Origin of the sequence: Marinoscillum sp. 108 (assembly GCF_902506655.1) — a bacterium.
Lineage (GTDB): Bacteria > Bacteroidota > Bacteroidia > Cytophagales > Cyclobacteriaceae > Marinoscillum > Marinoscillum luteum.
In genome coordinates this window covers 2,427,868-2,446,113 of record NZ_LR734808.1, presented here as the reverse complement: position 1 = coordinate 2,446,113, position 18,246 = coordinate 2,427,868, and the positions used below count along the sequence as shown (strand labels likewise).

At 47.8% G+C, this 18,246-nt stretch carries 13 protein-coding genes; 6 read left to right on the top strand and 7 right to left on the bottom strand.

Annotated features, from left to right (window positions below; all coding sequences use genetic code 11):
* Window positions 1–2: 2 nt before the first annotated feature.
* The gene (gene pgk, locus GV030_RS09765; RefSeq protein WP_159582128.1) at window positions 3–1,190 is read right to left on the bottom strand and encodes a phosphoglycerate kinase; all 1,188 of its coding nucleotides are present in this window, start codon (window positions 1,188–1,190) and stop codon (window positions 3–5) included.
* A 62-nt stretch (window positions 1,191–1,252) separates the two neighbouring features.
* Complete coding sequence (locus GV030_RS09760; protein WP_159582127.1) at window positions 1,253–2,212, bottom strand: L-threonylcarbamoyladenylate synthase; 960 nt, start codon at window positions 2,210–2,212, stop codon at window positions 1,253–1,255.
* A 112-nt stretch (window positions 2,213–2,324) separates the two neighbouring features.
* On the opposite strand from GV030_RS09760, the gene GV030_RS09755 reads away from it, so the two are divergent.
* Window positions 2,325–2,480 (top strand): hypothetical protein, encoded by a 156-nt coding sequence (locus GV030_RS09755; RefSeq protein ID WP_159582126.1) that lies wholly within the window; start codon window positions 2,325–2,327, stop codon window positions 2,478–2,480.
* Here the strand turns inward: GV030_RS09755 and GV030_RS09750 are convergent.
* From GV030_RS09750 to GV030_RS09735, 4 genes are read right to left on the bottom strand one after another with little or no spacing between them, the layout of a single operon-like run.
* The gene (locus GV030_RS09750; RefSeq protein WP_159582125.1) at window positions 2,477–5,287 is read right to left on the bottom strand and encodes a FlgD immunoglobulin-like domain containing protein; all 2,811 of its coding nucleotides are present in this window, start codon (window positions 5,285–5,287) and stop codon (window positions 2,477–2,479) included. The two genes, GV030_RS09755 and GV030_RS09750, sit on opposite strands and share 4 nt — an antisense overlap.
* Window positions 5,287–5,646: a carboxypeptidase-like regulatory domain-containing protein gene (locus tag GV030_RS09745; RefSeq protein ID WP_159582124.1), complete on the bottom strand. Its 360-nt coding sequence runs from the start codon at window positions 5,644–5,646 to the stop codon at window positions 5,287–5,289. The genes GV030_RS09750 and GV030_RS09745 overlap by 1 nt, the downstream gene beginning before the upstream one ends.
* A gap of 25 nt (window positions 5,647–5,671) precedes the next feature.
* Window positions 5,672–6,262 carry a hypothetical protein gene (locus GV030_RS09740; protein ID WP_159582123.1) on the bottom strand — a complete coding sequence of 197 codons (591 nt, stop codon included), beginning with the start codon at window positions 6,260–6,262 and terminating at the stop codon, window positions 5,672–5,674.
* Between the two features lie 2 nt (window positions 6,263–6,264).
* Entirely contained in the window at window positions 6,265–10,494 is a 4,230-nt protein-coding gene (locus GV030_RS09735) for a PKD domain-containing protein (protein WP_159582122.1), read from the bottom strand.
* Window positions 10,495–10,625: 131 nt separating this feature from the next.
* On the opposite strand from GV030_RS09735, the gene GV030_RS09730 reads away from it, so the two are divergent.
* The 3 genes from GV030_RS09730 (at window position 10,626) to GV030_RS09720 (ending at window position 14,956) form a co-directional block, all read left to right on the top strand.
* Window positions 10,626–11,705 carry a type IX secretion system membrane protein PorP/SprF gene (locus GV030_RS09730; RefSeq protein WP_370519067.1) on the top strand — a complete coding sequence of 360 codons (1,080 nt, stop codon included), beginning with the start codon at window positions 10,626–10,628 and terminating at the stop codon, window positions 11,703–11,705.
* A gap of 69 nt (window positions 11,706–11,774) precedes the next feature.
* Window positions 11,775–14,105, top strand: a complete 2,331-nt coding sequence (locus GV030_RS09725; RefSeq protein WP_159582120.1) for a TonB-dependent siderophore receptor — start codon at window positions 11,775–11,777, stop codon at window positions 14,103–14,105.
* A complete protein-coding gene (locus tag GV030_RS09720; protein ID WP_159582119.1) occupies window positions 14,105–14,956 on the top strand; it encodes a DUF4249 domain-containing protein in 852 nt (283 codons plus the stop codon). The genes GV030_RS09725 and GV030_RS09720 overlap by 1 nt, the downstream gene beginning before the upstream one ends.
* Window positions 14,957–15,012: 56 nt before the next feature.
* On the opposite strand, the gene GV030_RS09715 is transcribed toward GV030_RS09720, so the two are convergent.
* Window positions 15,013–16,377, bottom strand: a complete 1,365-nt coding sequence (locus GV030_RS09715; protein WP_159582118.1) for a hypothetical protein — start codon at window positions 16,375–16,377, stop codon at window positions 15,013–15,015.
* Between the two features lie 185 nt (window positions 16,378–16,562).
* Between GV030_RS09715 and GV030_RS09710 the strand changes: the two genes are divergently transcribed.
* Both GV030_RS09710 and GV030_RS09705 read left to right on the top strand, forming a co-directional pair.
* Entirely contained in the window at window positions 16,563–17,804 is a 1,242-nt protein-coding gene (locus GV030_RS09710; protein ID WP_159582117.1) for a M48 family metallopeptidase, read from the top strand.
* Between the two features lie 2 nt (window positions 17,805–17,806).
* Entirely contained in the window at window positions 17,807–18,235 is a 429-nt protein-coding gene (locus GV030_RS09705; protein WP_159582116.1) for a response regulator transcription factor, read from the top strand.
* The last annotated feature ends 11 nt before the right edge of the window (window positions 18,236–18,246 follow it).

Below are 18,246 nucleotides of genomic sequence, written 5' to 3'. Positions count from 1 at the left end.
TTTTATTCCTCCAGAGCGGCTACTCCGGGCAGTACTTTTCCTTCCATGTACTCCAAAAGTGCGCCCCCGCCGGTACTTACGTAAGACACTTTATCTCCGTACCCTAGGTTGTTGATCGCCGAGGCAGAGTCACCTCCACCGATCAATGAGAAAGCACCTTTTTCAGTGGCACTCACCAGAGATTTGGCGATGGCCTCAGTACCTACAGCAAATGCAGGGAACTCAAAAACACCCATTGGGCCATTCCAGAGAATGGTTTTGGAGTTTTTGATGGTTTCAGAAAATAATTTGATGGTTTCAGGTCCAATGTCCAACCCTTGCCAATCGTCCGGAATCTGACCGGCCGGAACCGTCTTCTTGTTTGCATCTTTATCAAAATCATCGGCAATTACGGTATCCACAGGCAGGATAAGGTTCACTCCCTTGGCTTTTGCCTTTGCTTCCAGCTCTTTGGTGAGGTCCATTTTGTCGGCTTCCAGAAGCGATTTACCAATGTTTCCTCCTTTTGCTTTGGAGAAGGTATAGGACATTCCTCCGCCAATGATGAGGTTGTCAGCTACATCCAGCAAACGGTCGATAATCAATATCTTATCGGAGACCTTGGCACCACCCATGATGGCGGTAAAAGGACGCGTAGGTTCACCTAATACTTTTTCTGCGTTTACTAGTTCCTGCTGCATCACATAGCCGCAGCACTTATCTGCAAAAAACTTAGCGGCAATGGTCGTGGAGGCATGGGCACGGTGTGCGGTCCCAAATGCATCATTGACGTAGATATCTCCCAGGCTGGCCAGTTTCTCAGCAAAAGCTTCGTCCCCTTTGGTCTCCTCTGGATAGAATCGTACGTTTTCTAGCAATAGCACTTCACCATTACCAAGGGCTTTGGCCTTTTCCTGGGCTTCGTCTCCGATACAGTCATTGGCAAAATGAACGCTGACACCTAGTTTTTCACTGAGGTCTGCTACGATGTGCTTAAGGGAATATTTTTCTTCTGGTCCGGTCTTAGGTCTCCCCAAGTGGCTCATCAGTATAACAGCACCCCCCTCATCGATTATTTTCTTGATGGTAGGTATGGCCGCTCTTAGTCGTGTATCGTCAGTAATTTGGCTGTTTTCATCCAGGGGTACATTAAAGTCTACCCTGATTAGTGCCTTCCTGTTTCTAAAGTTAAAATCATCTATGGTTCTCATATCCACTTATTTTGGAGTGCTAAATTGTCTGATCTGGGTAAAAAAGCAAAGCTTCTGGAGACTTATCTTGTGGCAGCTCTCTTCAAGCGGTCATTTATGGCTTGTCCAAGACCCATATCAGGGAATTTTTCGGTAATAATAAATTCCACATCCTTCTGATCCATGGTGCGCAATGCTCCAAAGAGCTGGCGCGCGGCCTCATCCAGGTTACGGGTTTTAGAAAGTATAATCTGCCGGTCTGCTGTTAATCCATCAAATGACTGATGGAAGCTGATCACCCCGAAATTCCGCTTGTGAAATCGGGGAACCAGTTCGGTCAGGTTGCCAATGATGAGTCGCTTGGATGGAGCATAATGCGATTTGAGCATGCCTGGTGCGATGGGGTCAGAGCTGTGATTGATCCGTAATTTCACTTTGCCAACCACTTGCTCAATATCATCTATTTTCTTCCCGCCAAGCCTGTATACGATGGGTTGCTCTTGTTCATTGAATCCGATAATGGTGGATTCTATACCTACTGAGCAGCTGCCCCCATCCAGTATATACGGAATATGAGCACCTAGCTGATCCTGAACATGCTGTGCCGAAGTGGGCGAGATGTACCCAAAAGGATTGGCGCTAGGTGCCGCTAGTGGGAAATCCAGCTGTGAAAGCAGTGAATGGGTAAGCGGGTGACGAGGTATTCTCACCGCCACATCTGAAAGGCCGGAGGTAAGAATGTCCGGAATGTGTGACTTTTTATTCAATAAAATGGTCAAAGGGCCGGGCCAGAAGGCCTCTGCCAGCATGAGTGCTTTGTCAGGAATGTGCGTGACTATTCCCTTGATTTTTTCCAGAGAATCCGTGTGTGCAATCAACGGGTCAAACTTGGGTCGCTTTTTGACCTTGAAGATGTCCAGAATGGCAGATTCATCCAGCGCATTTCCCGCCAGACCATATACAGTCTCCGTGGGAATGGCCACCAGTTTCCCTGCCTTTAGGAGGGCTGCTGCCTGTTCGATATTGGTGCCTATTTCTGCCATTTGGTAATTCAATGCACAATTATCTTGAAAATTATTGACAACTTATGAGAGGTCTATATATTTACGATTGCAACATCATCGCCAGTTGTTAAAAAACCAACTAACCGTAGATATGAGTAAAAGTACTAGAAATACCCTCAGATTGATTTCTGTTATTATCGTTTTGGCTTTGGTGTTGATGGAATTGAATGTCATTCCCAATCTGCTGAACTATAAATTTTGGTTTATGGTTGCGGCTTATGCCCTGGCGCTAATTACCTATCGTTAGTTCGGAAGGTAGATCATTCTCTTGCTGATCTGCTGTCCCTGAAACTGGAGCACATAGGTGTATATGCCGGACTTTAGGCGCGTTCCGGAGTTGTTGGTGCCATCCCAGATGGTCCTGTTTTCCCCTGCGTATTGTGGGCCCCAAAGCAGGTTTCTGATGAATCTTCCGGAGGCATCGTAAAGATCTATTTTTACTTCACCATTTTCCGGCAGGGAGTACCGGATCATCGTTTCGTTGGTAAACGGATTTGGATAATTCTGCAGACTCGTTAGTTGCTCTCCGGGTGAGTGCTGATTGGTGAAGGGGCGCGTATCCTCCAGGAACGACTGAAAAGTACCATTGCCATGTGTCGCAATGACCAGGCGACCGTCTATGTCCCGATAATCAATCATCGTGATCACCGCATTGCCTATTTTGTCTTCACTTTCTTTAATCCAGATGGTTTGGCCACCATTGGTGGCAGTGGTGGAGTACAATCCAGTACTCGTGCCTACAAAGACGCTAATGCCACTGGTGGTGGGGACAATTTCTGCCCACCTTACGCTGGGACCACTACCGGAGCCATCGGGGTTTTCTTCCAGGTTTCCGCTGATGTCTGAGAAGGACACTCCTCCATCCACCGTCATGAAGATAGATGGGATGCCATAGTTAGAAAACACCACGATCAGGTGATCTGCATTTTCAGGATTGACCGTGACGCATGCGATGTGACCATTTTCAGGAAAAATGGTAGGAGACATAAAAGTTACGCTTTCCCGGGTAGGGTCCGAAGCATTTTCTACTTTGACAATGGTGGGGCTTTGACTGTATATTCCAGCATAGAGAATATCCTGATCCCGTGCTTTGTCTATGGCCGTGTACACACCGGAGGCCTGCTCCGTATCTTTAATTTCCGACCAGTTGACTGAGGTCTTTTTTTGATTTCCACCCGGCACCTGCAGCAGGTTTTCATTTCGCCAGATCACATCACCCCCAGTCAAAAACATTCGACTGGCGTTGGTCGGATCCAGAATGAAAGGATTGATGAATAGATAACCCTGACCCTCTCGTTCACCTCCGCCTATTGGATCCACCCGTGCAAAGGATTTGAGTTGGAAGGTGGAGCTGAGTGAGAGTCGGTAGATTTGGCTGTTTTGGAAGGAGACGTAAACAAAGTCACGGTTGGGGGCAATGGCACAGTAGCCTCCATCTCCACCCAGGATTCTGTTCCAGGAGGGGTTTTCACCGAGAGCATCTCTCATGTACGTCCCATTGTCCTGCATTCCACCCAGGATTTCATCAGTGTCCTTGTCCAACCGCTGGGCGATGGTGTAAAACTGTGAGGTAAGGTACCCGTTGTTCAGGCTTTTCCAGGAGACAGAGTCAGCCAGGACATTGGTGGTGAGCCGGATGCCACCGTCATTGGCTGAGATCATCCTTTTTTCATCTGAGGGATAAAAAAGCAGGGCATGCTGATCTGGGTAATGTCCGGGGTAGACTGAAGCGTCGTTCTCAGGGCTGTAGCCTCCGATCCATTTGATGTTTTTGGTAGATGAAAAACCATCGGTGGATCGGTAGAGGTTGGTACCACCTATAAACACGAGGTTGGGGTTCTGAGGATGTACCTCTATGAGCATGTTGTAGCCACCCTGACTCTCAAAGTCACCGTATTCGCCACCCGATGCAGGTATGTTGCTGGTCAGGTTAGTCCAGGACCCTGAGAGTATTCCATTCTGTATGTTGGTCACATTAAGTTTCCAAAGGGAGGCCTCTTCGCTCTGGGTGAGGAAATACACACTCGATTCGTCAGCAGCAAAACCGATCACCGTGCGCTCGTGATAGGCTGCCAGACCCGGAGGAGTGATTTGCTGCCACTGATCTCCGGTAGCTGAGAAATAAAAACCCGCTGAAGGCGAAAGCTTATTGGAGGAGGAGGCACTGCTCATCGCAGCAAAAAAATGTCCGGAAGGTGTTTTTCTCAAACTGGTATAAAATGGGGCATCAGATTCGTTGAGGTCTGTGTTTTCTGGCAGGTCAAATAATTTCTGACCGAGCGCCACGCCCCAGGTCTGGCCCCCATCTGATGATTTGAGGATGGCTCCATAGGCGGCTACCAATACTTCATCCTGGGTGAGATTGAGTTGGTTGGTTTCAATGGCCCAGATGTATTGAAACTGGCTGCTAAACTGATTAGGGGTGGCATTGTCTATAGTGCCGGGGAGTGCTTCCCAGGTTTCACCACCATCGGTAGATTTGAAGAGGCCTGCACCCCTGTATGGGGCAGCGGTACTTCGGGCGGAGTTGCCCAAAAGTTCGCCCGTTCCTGCGTACCAAATGTCCTGTTTCCCTGGTCTCAGGTCCTGATTAAGGGCAGTCACGCTATTTCTTAGTGCCGGATCAGAGGTTCTTTTCCAATCAGTGCCTCCATTGGTGGTTTTCCAGATGCCCCCGGAAACACCACCCGCGAGTATGGTATTTTCATTGCGAATATCGAGAGAGATCGCCCGGGTGCGCCCACCCACATTGAAGGGGCCGGCAAGTTCATAATTCTGAGCAGCCATCCGCTGATGATGACCAGCCCTGTGCTGTCTGGAAAGCAGCAGCTCAGCAAACCGGAGCTCCCGGTCTCTGATGTCTTTGGGAATCTGCCCTGTAGAAGGGTCAACCAGCAATCGATTTTCGTAATTTGCTCTGGCCTGAGGGTCTTCTGTAGTGCCAATGGCCGATGGTTGCTGATCGAGTACTAATGAATAATCCGGAAGCGGTTTCGGCTCCCGGATTATGCTGAAAAATATGAGGCAGGCTAGAAAACCGGTGACCCTATTCACTATTCGATGACAGTGTTTACTTTGTTGAGTTTACCTTCTTCGAGTGCCGCTGTTCTTACTCCTTCAAAGTCATTGTTCATGTCCCCTTTTCGGGCATCGATAAAATAAGGAACCGGCTTCAGGTCTTTGAATGTAACCCGCCCTTTGTTGTCAGATATGGCTTTAGCTACGGGGTTTTCACTGTTCCTGTAGTCATCCTCATTAAGATAAATGGTCACTGTGGCACCTTCTGCAGGGTTGCCAAGTCCGTCAATTACCGTGATCCGAAGTTTAGTCGGGAGTAATTCGGGCTGTGCCGGGCTAAAGGAGAACAAACCCACCAAAAGAACGGTGGAGAGGACGAAAAGTACGTATTTCATGATTTTCATAATTAGATTCTTAATTTCAATTAACCTCAAACAAATATTTGGCCAAAAACTCAAAGCTGTCAGGGTTTTTATACATTCTGTCATTATACGTATTGGCCACTAATTTGATAAAGCTTGGACGGTTATCAATGGATATGTGTTCGATCAGGATATTGCCAAACTGCTGATCAAGGGGAGCTTCCTGTGATTGCTGAATGGGCTTGAAGTAATGCTTTTCCTTAGATTCGATCACATTGCCCTTATCAGTGATAGTCACATCGCTATTGGATCGTTTATATGGCAGGGCTTCTACTTTTTCTCCTAGCCAGTCAAAGAAAAACTGAAACTCTTTCTTGTCTATTTCTTCATTGAAGGAGATGGCAAAGCCATTGGAGAGGTTGGTGGACAGCAGGTGCACATCAGGTTCTCCAACCAGATTGTTTTGCTTCAGTAAATATGACTCAGCTACTTGCCGGATAAGCCTTTTATGATTGACAGAGTGCAGCCAGAAGGCATAACTTTCTGAGTAATGCTCATTTCTCGAGATGGGTTCATAGACCAGTACCTCATTGGCGGTTTCGGGCTTAGAAAAGAGTTTTTGATATACCTGATCGAAAAATGTCATCATGCTTATTTTACAACCGTCACAGAACCATACTGTTCAAAGGTGCCTTTTTCGGGCTCCAGCGTGCTGGTGAAAAGCATGCGATAAGCATAGGTACCCATGGGTACTTCCCCTCCTGCAAAAGAACCGTCCCACCTGAAGTTTTTATTGTTGGAATAAAAAACCAGATCGCCCCAACGATTGAAAACATAGACCTGAAACTGATCCACAAATTCATTGGGAAAAGCAAACCACTCATCATTGGCGCCATTTCCATTTGGACTGAACGCATTGGGAACAAATATAGTACGGTAGCATTCGTCCGAGACACTTAGCCGAACAGTGTCCGATTGTATACAGTTTGGTGGATTGGTATCGCGCACTTCCACGAAGTAGAGTCCGCTATCCAGGTCATTGATGGTAAAGGTGCTCCGCGTCAGGGTTTCTGTAGAGCTAAAGACATTGTTGCCGGCTTCATTCACTACGTTTATTTCCACTCTGGCGGGAATGCGATTGCTGAACCGGACTGAGATATCACCGGTGAGGGCGCAGGCATTCTCACCTACGGCCTCCATTTCAAAAGGCGCATTGTCTTCCAGGAGCACAATTTCATCAGTGCTACATCCCGTCACTGTATTGGTGACGGTGGAGGTGTAAGTGCCAGCAGGCAAGCCCGTGAAAGCTGGCGTGGTGCCGGGCCCATCAAAATTGAGCGGTCCGGCAGTGACAGGGCCCGAGAGCGCGTAACTATAATTACCTGTAGTGCTGATGTCCAGCGTAAACGAACCGTTGGCCTGCCCGCAATCTGGCGTGAGTATATTGGACTGGATGGCCTGTGGGCCACCCTGCACGGTGATCTGGATGGTGTCCCTGTAAATACACCCAGAGAAGTCATTGATCACCTCCACGGCGTAAAGAAAGTCCCCAGGACTTCCTGAAGCTACCAACTGAGTTCTTTGATCACCGACCACTACACCATCCCGGTACCAGGTATAATTTGGTCCAGGGTCATTAGAGTCCAAAATCAGTGTATCATTTTGACAAATGAGCCGATCTGGCCCCAAATCAATGAATGATTCATCCTCGCCGATGAATACTGTCAGGGTGTCTGAGCTACAACCATCGTCATTGATGATGGCCACGTTTACAATGGTAGGAGCGGTAAAAGTGACTGCTCTGGTGGTGTCTCCCGATGACCAGTAGTAGTTGAGGCCTGGATCATCCGTATCCCAAGCAAAGAGTGTGACCGGACCACCACATAGTGCGGTGTCCGTAGGTACTGTAGGAAGCAAAGGGATATTAAAAACCTCTACAGTATCCCGGAGCACACTGTCCATGTCGCATCGGTTGCTCAGGGTCAATTGGACGATGTAAGTTCCAGGGTTGAGGTAGGTATGCTGCGGGTTCTGATCCGTGACCACACCCGTGGTGTCACCAAAGTCCCAGCTATAGGTTTCGATGCTGCTATCGCGGCCTACGGCTGTAAAGGAAGTGGGCTGGCCTGCACATGCCACCTCTGTGGTGATTCCGGGTTGCTGCGGGGCAGCCGTGATCTGCTGGGTGAAGTTGGGCAGACCCAGCCTCGAGGTTCTTCCTCCAAGATCGGTATTGGTTTCCTGATAGGATGCCGTCAGATCGTTACCACCGGGGCTGCTGATAGAACCTATTTGTGTCTGTCCGTCTATGGCCAGGTAGATCACTCCATTTGGTCCACGCTGTAGTGCGCCATAACCGGGCAAAGTGGCACCGTAGCCATCAAATTTGGTGGCCTGAATGTCAGCCGCCGGATTTTGTGAGTTGATACTGTCCAGGTCATACTGGATCAGCTTGGAGTTGACTCCTGTGGTAGTGACATATAGTTTGAGTCCGTCACCCGAAAATTCTAAACCATAGGCTTCACCAGCTTCTTCAATGTCAATCAACCGGGAGTTGCTGACCTGTCCGGTGGTCAGGTCAAAATTCAACAGATCGATGTAGTTGGGGCTACCTGGTACCACCACAGCCACCAAGTCTCCAGCCGGTGAGAATTTCATATAACCTGTGGCTCGCGGTTCGCTCTGGAATACGTGAGGCTCCCCGGCAGAGGAATGTATGGTGCCTATCACGCCATTGGTGTTGATCTGGTAGGCCCTGAAGTTATTGTTGCCGTACTCATGGGCCAGGAGCCACGGGGTGCCGCCAAATCCTGATGCAGTGACTCTTTCTGTGCTGCATTCTATGATGGGGATGTTTTTGATCAGTACCTGCCCGCGAGCGGTGTCCTTTTTCATGTCTACGATGGACATTTTCAGATTGAAAGTAAAGTCCCCGTAAACCTCTTCGGTGGTGAAAATGTAGAACATAGTGTTGTCATCGGGGAAGGGTAGAATGATGGAAGACTGGGCAGCCGTACTGTCTCCACCAATGCCCTGTCCATTGGCCATCACCAGGTGGTCTTTGTTCCAGACCGTGGATCCATTGGTATAGAAAAGCAATTGACCATTGTCGTCTGACATGGTGGCACAGCCTTCCTCTGAGAAAATCATGCCGTCCAGTAAGGGCGCGGGCGGATTGGAGTTAAAGTCTAACCCGGCCATTTCACCAAAATACCATTGGTTGAAAACCTGCCGCTGCACTCCATACTCAGTAACCACAATGTCGTCAAACGAAGTACACCCTGAAGGGCCGGTCACCTCTACCCAGTAGGTACCTGCGGTGTCCACTTCAATGGTTTGAGTGAGTTCTCCCGTACTCCACAAGTAGGATATGCCGTCTCCGGCATCCAGCATAAGGATCTCATCCACGCAGATGGTGGTGTCGTTTCCTAAATCCACTGCCGAGTCTCCGGGCAGAATGTCCACAGGTAGCGTGACTGACTGGAAAGTGCCGTTGAGTTCAGCGGTGAGCGTGACAAAGTAGCCACTGGCCAAATCATAAGTGTGGATGGGAGCCGGTCCCACACTACCTGTACCATCGCCAAAGTTCCAAAAGTAGTTGTTGGGCAAGGGGTCTACCAGCGCTATAAACTTGGTAGCACTTTCCACACAGGAGTCCAGATAAGTGAAGCTCATGGTAAAGAAGTTGGTAGGCATGTAGGCCGGTGCAAATTCAGGAAACTGGGTGCCGTTAAAGTTATTAGTGAAGACCAGACTGTCGTAAAACACTCCGATGGCCGCAGCGCTGTCCGGTCGATTGATTCTGCCCAGAATAAAAGGTGCCGTGCTGTTCCTCTGATAGAGGTGATAAATATTGCCGTCTATGGCTCTTTTGAGGCCATAGCTTCGGAAGTACGCATTGTTAAGGATGGGCGTAACCGGAGGGTTTGCATTGACAGTGTCTGCAAAATCAATCTGATAGATGTTTCCCTGATTGGTGTCATCTCCCGTTCGGGAAATGTAGAGTTTGGAGCCATCATTTGACCATTCGGTATCATAAATCACAGAAGTGCCAGAGTCGTCAAAGCCGGACCCGATTACTTGCTGGTTGAAAGCCAATGCTCCGGTGAGTGGATCAAAATCCAATAGGATGGTGTTTCGGTTGGCGTTTTTGGGCGATGCTGCCACATAAGTGCCGGTGGTATCTGTTTTGATGGCCAGAGCTGTGGCCTGAAATCGGGGTAAAGCTGCCGGAAAGACATCATAGCTCGTTGTGGCACCCAACCCGGTGCTGTTAATCTCGGTGACCTGAAAGTTCAGGGTGGTGGCTTCCTGAGTTACCAGCCAATAGCGCTGTCCATCAGCACTTTCCAGTATTTTCATCAGTTCTCCGGGGTTGTTCAGGCCTGTGGGTTGGTTGATCGCGCCAGAGACATCTCCCAATGGAAATTGAAGAATCGTGGAATTTCCCGGAAGGGAGGCATCCACCACGGTGAATTCAATGGCACTGCCGGTGTTGGTAAAAATATAGTATTGAGGAGTGCCGTCAGGAAAAGGGCAGGAGACCACGGGCTGTATTATGGTAAGGTCTGCACTCAGGGTAGCGGCACCCAGTCCGGGGAGCGCCTGATGAGTGTTGTCATAGATCACCTGACCATCCGAATAGAAAAGAAGATTCCCTTTCTCCTGATCACTGATCACCGTGGAGCCATTGGTGCCGAAAGGGGTCACCTGATTGTCCACGATATTGGGAGTCCGCCCGTTTTTATCCATCACAAAGGCATCTGGTGAGTTTCCAAAATACCACTGAGTCTCTGTGATATTCTGGGCCACCACCGCAGACGGGACCATGAAAAAGCAGAGAATAAATTTGATTACACCTGAACGCAAAATCTTTGACATTAAACTTATTAAGGGTTATTTAGAGGGAAAATGTCCTTAGCATCACAACACTATGTAAATTTAGCATAAAATACTAACGGTAAACTTTACGTTACATTACCTAGTTTAGCAACTTTAAGGCAAAAATCAATTTGACACTTAATTTGATTCATTTTAATTCACATCAGCTGCGTTTGTTCTGCCGACTGAGTTTTTTGTTTGTGCTGGTTAGCCTACTTTCCACCAACAACTTAAAAGCTCAGGACCCGCAGTTTTCACAGTATTATGCAGCGCCTATGTACCTCAATCCGGGGTTGGTAGGGATCAGTCAGATTGGGCGTGCAGGCTTGAATTATCGGAATCAGTGGCCATCCATAGATGCCAATTATGTGACTTATTCCTTTTTTATCGACTACTTTTTCGAAGATGAATTCAGTGCCCTTGGACTGATTGTGAATACTGATCAGGAGGGGATAGCCGGCCTTAGATCCACGAATATTGGTCTGCAGTATGCCTATCAGCTGAATCTTACAGACACATGGACTTTCAGACCAGGAGTGGAAGCGTCTTACTATTTCAGGGATTTGAATTTTGACCGGTTGACCTTTGGAGATCAGTTTGACAACTCCGGTCAGGTACGTCCTACTACCGGGGAGACTTTCGACACTGGCTTTAGCGCCAGGTTTTTCGATCTGGCTTTTGGTGGCATTTTATACAATGATAAAATGTGGTTTGGTGCATCCATGCACCACGTACTGGAGCCCAATCAGGCAGTAGCTGGTGGAGATGCGCCGCTTCCTCGAAAATTTTCCCTGCATGGGGGCTACAAGATCCTTTTCACGGAGCTCAACAAACGCGCCAGGCCACAGGGCAAGGGTCGTGAGCGAAGCATGACACCCTCGGTAAACTATAAGCAGCAAGGGTCATTTAAGCAGTTGGATGTGGGCCTTTATTTTACGCTGGAGCCTATCTTGTTGGGCGCCTGGTACCGTGGGCTGCCGATCGATGGTTTCACAAGCACCAAAAACAGTGAGGCTATCATTTCGATGATAGGGATCAATAAGAATAATCTCACCATTGGATATAGCTTTGATTATACCATTTCTGATTTGGGAATAGGTAGTGGGGGTGCTCATGAGATCTCGCTTATTTATGCTTTTGACCTTTCTGATCCGCGTAAGCCTTCACGCGAGGTGCGTCAGCTGAGGTGCCCCGTTCCCTTTATTTTCTAAGCATACCTCTTTATAGGGATTATTGGTGTCTCACTTTTGGAGGTGTGTTTTTCCGAATATCTTAGTCAAATGATTCGAGGTGTCTTGCTGGTCATTTTTTTTGCCTTGACTGGTGGTTCTTTTGCACAATCTGTCGTCACCTGGCAAGTGAAGGATAGCGAGCGGGCGCCGGTATTGGGCGCTACCGTCCTGCTGGAGAGTGGAGAGGTTTTGATCACCAATACTAATGGTAAGGTCAGTAAGGAGATTTCAGGAACTGAGATTAGTTTTCAAATCACTTTTGTGGGCTTTAAGCCTGTACAAAACACTTTCCCGATCAGTGGAGACACAACACTTTTGATCATTTTGGAGTCCGATGAGGTGGTGATGGAGGCCGTGGAGATCAGGGGAAACCAACCCAGGCAGCAACTGCAGGAATCGGGTACTGGCTATGTCACCTTCAGCATGGAAGGGGAGAGCGAGCTGCCTTACCTGCTGGGCGAGCAGGATCCCCTCAAGTTTATTCAGAGCCAGTCTGGGGTGGCCTCAGGTACCGATGGAAATAATGGCTATTACGTTCGTGGTGGCGGTATTGATCAGAATGCCATTGAGCTTGATCATATAGAGCTCTATAATACCAATCACTTGTTTGGTTTCTTTTCTACCTTCAACCCCAAGGCCATCGACCAGGTGAGTTTTATGAAGAGTGGTTTTCCTGCAGCGATTGGGGGCAGACTTTCATCCATGATGCGGATAGAGACCATCAATCCCGATGCGGATGCTTTTCACGGACATGTGAAAGTAGGAGTGCTGGCGGGAGGTGTAAGCCTGGAAATACCTGTGATCAAACAGAAATCTTCCCTGCTGGTGGCAGCACGGAGGTCCTACCTCGACCTGATTACGCAAAATCTGATGGATGATGAAAGCGAGATCAGCCGGCGCACCGACTATCGCTTTTCAGACCTGATTTTGAAATACAATCACCGAATCAATAGTCACCATACGCTTTCACTGGTTGGTTTCATGGGTACCGACGATTACCTTTTCCGGAGTGAGCGTACCTTCGAAAATCATATTTATTGGAAAACCCTCAATGGCGGGGTGAACTGGAAATGGATGACCAATGCTGACCTGGATGGGGAGGTGTACGCCACGCTGGGACGCTACGAACAACGCTATGGGGCCGGGTTGAGCATCTATCAGATTGACCTGGATTCCTACATTGCCAATGCCAGAGCGGGTGCCAACGTTTTTCTGACCAGGGGATCACATCTGCTGACCTTTGGTGCAGAGTATTCTTACCGAAACTTCAGACCGAGTCAGGTGCATATAGAATCCACCCAGGAGGAGTTTAATCTTTCTGAAGTGTCCTGGCTCCCTACCGCTGAGCTGGCGGTGAGTGTGGATGATGAGATCACGCTTACAGAGCAATTGCGAATCGGGCTGGGGTTGCGCTTGAGTAGCTTTGTGCACCTGGGACCATTCACGCGCTACGAGACCACAGAGAATCTGGTATCTGTGGACTCCACGCATTTTTCACAAGGCGAATGGGTGCAACATTACGTGAGTCCTGAGCCCCGGGTGAGGGTCAATTATTTGATGAATCAAAACAGTGCGTTAAAGGCCTCCTATGACCGGAATGTTCAGTACATCCATCTGTCTCCCCTGGGATCGGTCTCTTTGCCTACTGATATCTGGGTGCCCAGTTCTCAGAAGATTCGCCCCCAGAAGGCACATCAGGTAGCGCTTGGTTATTACAGCCTCCTTTCCAGCCAGATAAAATATTCGGTAGAGGGGTATTACAAACTATTACAAAATCAGATTGAGTACAGAAACGGGGCCATTGCCGGGTACTCTGGTAGTAAGAATTTTGATGATGACTTTATCTTCGGAAAGGGTCAATCCTATGGCGTAGAGTTTTCAGTAACGAAAGATGCGGGATCGGTGGAGTACCAGGCCAGCTACACCCTCAGTAAGACCGAGCGAAGTTTTGAAGAAGTGCAGGGTGGAGAAACCTTTCGCGCCAAGTATGACCGCACCCATGACCTCAACCTTATAGGAACCTACCATCTCGGCAACTGGTCATTTTCAGGATTATTTAAGCTCAGCTCGGGCAATAACCTGACGGTACCAGTGGCCAAATATGTCATTAATGAGAGTATTGTGAGTGAGTACTCGGAAAGAAATGCTTTTCGTCTGCCCATGTACCACCGGCTGGATGTTGCTGCCAGCTGGCACCCCAGCGGGAATGAGCAGGTAACCTGGGTGTTTTCTGTGTACAATGTCTACAATCGTCGAAATCCCTATTTTGTGTATTTCGATGTAAAGGGTGATGTATCTGCCTATGCCCTGGACATTAGTTTGAAGGAAGTAGCGCTCTTTCCGGTTTTGCCTTCACTTAGTTTTGAATATAGCTTCTGATGAAACCATTCTATCTGATCGTATCGATGCTTTTGATCTGGGGATGTGAACCCATAGAGGAGGGGCTACCTACTTCTGAGCAGAAGCTCGTCATTGACGGAGCGATCGAACAAGGGCAGTTTCCCATTGTGTACCTCACGCTGAGTTCCGGATTTTATGATCCTGTAGACTCTATGAACCTACTGGATCTGATTGTCACTACAGCGAGGGTGTCAGTGTCTGATGGCGAAAATGAAGAAGTGCTCACCTTATTCAGAAATGAAGGTTATTTCCCGCCCTATTACTACCGGGGTACAGCTCTGCGTGGGGTCATTGGCAAGGAGTATACCCTGGAGGTGCGAAGCAGGGGGGAGACCTACACCGCCACGACTACCATTCCTGCACCAGTGGCTTTGGATAGCTTGTGGTTTTTGCAGGATGGTCCGTCGGATTCATTGGTGAATATCTGGGTACGGTTCAAAGATGACGGCAGTGCGGTCAATCGCTATCGCTCCTTCACCAGAATTATCAGCAAGAATGATCGATACATTCCGGCGTATCAATCTACCCTCTCCGACAGGGCTTTTAACGGTGAATCATTTCGTTATCCCATATTGAAGCAACCTGCTGACTTTACCAAGGTCGCTCAGGATGTGTATTTCACGAAAGGGGATACAGTGAATGTAAAGTTTTGCACGTTGGATCAGGTGCATTTTGACTTTTGGAGGACCCTGGAGCGTGAACTTTACTCAGCAGGTAATCCCTTTGGGTCTTCGGGAAACGAAGTAGAGAGTAATATCCGGGGCACAAAACCAGCGCTGGGTGTGTGGGGTGGATATGGTGCCAGTTACCACAGGATAGTCTTAAAATAAAATGACTGCCCGGAAGCCGGACAGTCATTTTTATGAGAAAAACTCTACTAAGAAATTTAAAATTCGATGTGCTCCAGATCTTCACCAATGTCTTCGCTGATCTGATCCAGCAAGTCGTTGATGGCTCCCTCTAGCTGACCAAATCCTGTTTCCAGATAATCTTCCAGGTCTACCTTGCTGCCATCTTCAAAGATCATGCGTGCACCCAGCTCCACGCTGTAGTCAGTGCCACAGCAGTACTCCTCAGACTCCACAAAGGTGTACCACTCCACTTCTGCGGCGATCTTACCAGTGCTTACATAGGAAGTAGTCAGGCTTACATGGTCATTGAGTGCAGCTTCCAATTTTTCAGCATTGGCCTCCAGGTCGGGCTTTGGATCGGTGTTTCCGTCATAATCGTCATAATACGTATCCAGATTATACACTTTAGGATAGAAATTTGCGAAATCTACATCAGCCACCATTTTCAGATCCAACAGGGTGAAAGAGAAATTGGCATCATGGATGACGTCCTTTAGTTTTTCTTCATCTTCCTCTGCAGCTTCTATGGCAGCATCAGAGAAGTCACCATTGAATTCTACACTTGTAGCAATCAGCGTTTTGGTGCCATTAGAAAAATCTACACCTGTTCCAATTTTGGACTTGTTGTTTGTGAGGTCAACAGATAAAGTAAATGGGTTCACAAAAAGGGCTGTTTCCACTTTCTCAGGAACTCCCTCACTGTTATAATCTACCTCAAAACCGTAGGTCACCTGAGTGACACCATCTAATTTCAGCTCTACGTCCAGGCTCGTTGGGAGGTCTCCAGTGTACTCTTCATCAATTGGATTAGCTATCTCCACGCTGGAGTAGTTGCTAAATGTGAGGGTAGTATTGTTGGATGTTCCGGTTTCTGGCGTAGGATATTTGAAAATGATTTTGTCGCTACTGTTGTCTGTATAGTCAAACTCCTCAGTTGCGGCATTCCAGTCATAAGTACCTGTGGCCTCATCAAACAGTTCCTGGAGAGACTCAAAGTCATCATCATCGTCATCAGTTCTTAGAGCTACTGGTAGGGCCCCAAATTGATTGGCCGATATGCGCCCATGAGCAAAAGCGATGATGGCTTTGTTGATCTTCATCAATTGGTTGGGAACACCCGGGTCTGGATCATCGTCTTCACCTTCTACTAAAAGGCCAAAGGAAGTGAGCGCCTGTATACCTTCAGTCTGCTGCATAGCGGACATTTCGTTTACAAACTGGACTCCAATGGTTTGGAGAAGTTCTTTATTTTGCTCAGGTGTGAGTTTTACCACATTGCTGGTGGTATCTGTAGTGTCAGTAGGGTCTTTGTCTCCAGGCTTGGGATCATCATCCTTATTACAGAATGACAGAGTCAACACCATGGCGAGTGCGAGTAATAAATTAAGTAATTGTTTCATAGTAGTGGAAATTGGATTGTAGACGTTTAAAAAATTGTGATTGGAATATTTGACGCATTAGTTGTAATATTCTAATTGCCTTAACAAAGGTACTAGCAAGTAAGATCACTTCAAATACCCCTAAATGGGTAATTTCTAAAACCCATTTTTCGGCTTTATTCGCTTGTTCTGCATAGTTTTGAGTCATGTGGAATGAACAAACAATACTCATTGTCCTGCTGGTGATCATTACTTTCGATTTCGTGTTTGAGCGAGTCATCACTCACCTCAATAATAAAAGTTCTAAAAAGCCGATCCCCTCAGAGCTGAACGGGATTTATGATAACGAAAAGTATGCCAAATCGCAGGCCTACCAGCGAGCTACCTCACAATTTGGCACCCTTACCGCCACACTCAGTTTTGTGCTCATGTTTGCGGCCATTTATTTTGGATGGTTTGGACTTCTGGACAAATGGCTACGTGGATTTTCCCCTTTTGAGCCGCTCACCACGCTATTGTTTTTTGGAGCGGTATTTATCATTTCTGATGTTTTTGGGACCCCTTTTTCCTGGTACCAAACTTTTGTGATCGAAGAGAAATTTGGTTTTAATAAAATGACCCCAAAGACTTTTTGGCTGGACAAACTGAAAGGGTATGTACTCACACTCCTGATAGGCTGCATTCTGCTGGCGGCCCTTATTTACCTGGTGATGGCCATGGGGAGTGGCTTTTGGGTCTATTTCTGGATCATCATTACCGTCTTTATTTTGTTCCTGAACGTGTTTTATACCTCCCTGCTGTTACCACTTTTCAATAAGCTCACTCCGCTAGAGGAGGGATCTCTGAAGGAATCCATACAAGCGTATAGTGAGCAGGTGAAATTTCCCCTGAAGAGTATCTTTGTGATGGATGGCTCCAAAAGGTCGAGCAAGGGAAATGCCTTTTTTTCAGGCTTGGGCAAAAAGAAAAAAGTGGTCTTGTTTGATACCCTGATAGCGCAACATACCACCGAAGAGCTTACGGCTGTCTTTGCACATGAGGTAGGTCACTTTAAGAAAAAACATATCATTCTGGGCACGGTGATTAGTATCCTCACCATTGGGTTGATGCTTTTCCTGCTTTCCAAAATGATCTTCAATAGTGAGGTGAGCTGGGCCATGGGCGGCGATATTACGACGCTTCATCTGAACATGCTGGCATTTGCTATCCTATACACGCCTGTATCCAGGATTTTGGGACTGTTTAGCAATGCGCTGAGTCGAAAAAATGAGTTTGAAGCGGACGAATACGCGGTGACCACCTATGCTGGTCAGCCGCTCATAGATGGGCTCAAAAAACTGAGCAGCGATCACTTGTCCAATCTCACTCCGCATCCGGCTTATGTATTTGTACATTATTCCCATCCTCCGCTGCTGGAGCGCATCCGTGCCATGCAGCAAAAAATGTAATCATGAAGAGGAGCTACTGGATATATGGTGGGGCCACAGGCCTGCTTTTGCTGCTGCTGCAAGTACTCCACTACCGCACCATGGTGCGGGATCTCCGGCTGGAGGTATTTGGGGTGGTCATTGCGGCCATTTTTATGGTGCTGGGTGTGTGGGTAGGAATTCAGCTCTATAAGCGGCGCCAGGCCACACTTATTGACCAGTCGAGGGCACAGGCCCTCCAGCTGAGTGCCCGGGAGACTGAGGTGCTCAGTCTGCTGGTGGATGGATGTTCCAATCAGGAGATCGCAGACCGTCTGTTTGTATCGCTCAATACCACCAAAACCCACCTCTCCAATATTTACCAAAAGCTCAATGTATCCAGTCGTACGCAGGCCATTCAGAAAGTGCGGGACTTTGGCATCATCAGCTCACCAGAAAGTACTAAAAAGTAAAAATCACCCGA

What these genes read in the sequence shown, in the direction of transcription:
- GV030_RS09760 (WP_159582127.1), bottom strand. Translation starts at nt 2,212, where the DNA reads ATGGCAGAAATAGGCACCAATATCGAACAGGCAGCAGCCCTCCTAAAG.
- GV030_RS09745 (WP_159582124.1), bottom strand. Translation starts at nt 5,646, where the DNA reads ATGAAATACGTACTTTTCGTCCTCTCCACCGTTCTTTTGGTGGGTTTG.
- GV030_RS09705 (WP_159582116.1), top strand. Translation starts at nt 17,807, where the DNA reads ATGAAGAGGAGCTACTGGATATATGGTGGGGCCACAGGCCTGCTTTTG.
- GV030_RS09710 (WP_159582117.1), top strand. Translation starts at nt 16,563, where the DNA reads ATGTGGAATGAACAAACAATACTCATTGTCCTGCTGGTGATCATTACT.
- GV030_RS09755 (WP_159582126.1), top strand. Translation starts at nt 2,325, where the DNA reads ATGAGTAAAAGTACTAGAAATACCCTCAGATTGATTTCTGTTATTATC.
- GV030_RS09740 (WP_159582123.1), bottom strand. Translation starts at nt 6,262, where the DNA reads ATGATGACATTTTTCGATCAGGTATATCAAAAACTCTTTTCTAAGCCC.
- GV030_RS09715 (WP_159582118.1), bottom strand. Translation starts at nt 16,377, where the DNA reads ATGAAACAATTACTTAATTTATTACTCGCACTCGCCATGGTGTTGACT.
- pgk (WP_159582128.1), bottom strand. Translation starts at nt 1,190, where the DNA reads ATGAGAACCATAGATGATTTTAACTTTAGAAACAGGAAGGCACTAATC.
- GV030_RS09725 (WP_159582120.1), top strand. Translation starts at nt 11,775, where the DNA reads ATGATTCGAGGTGTCTTGCTGGTCATTTTTTTTGCCTTGACTGGTGGT.
- GV030_RS09735 (WP_159582122.1), bottom strand. Translation starts at nt 10,494, where the DNA reads ATGTCAAAGATTTTGCGTTCAGGTGTAATCAAATTTATTCTCTGCTTT.
- GV030_RS09720 (WP_159582119.1), top strand. Translation starts at nt 14,105, where the DNA reads ATGAAACCATTCTATCTGATCGTATCGATGCTTTTGATCTGGGGATGT.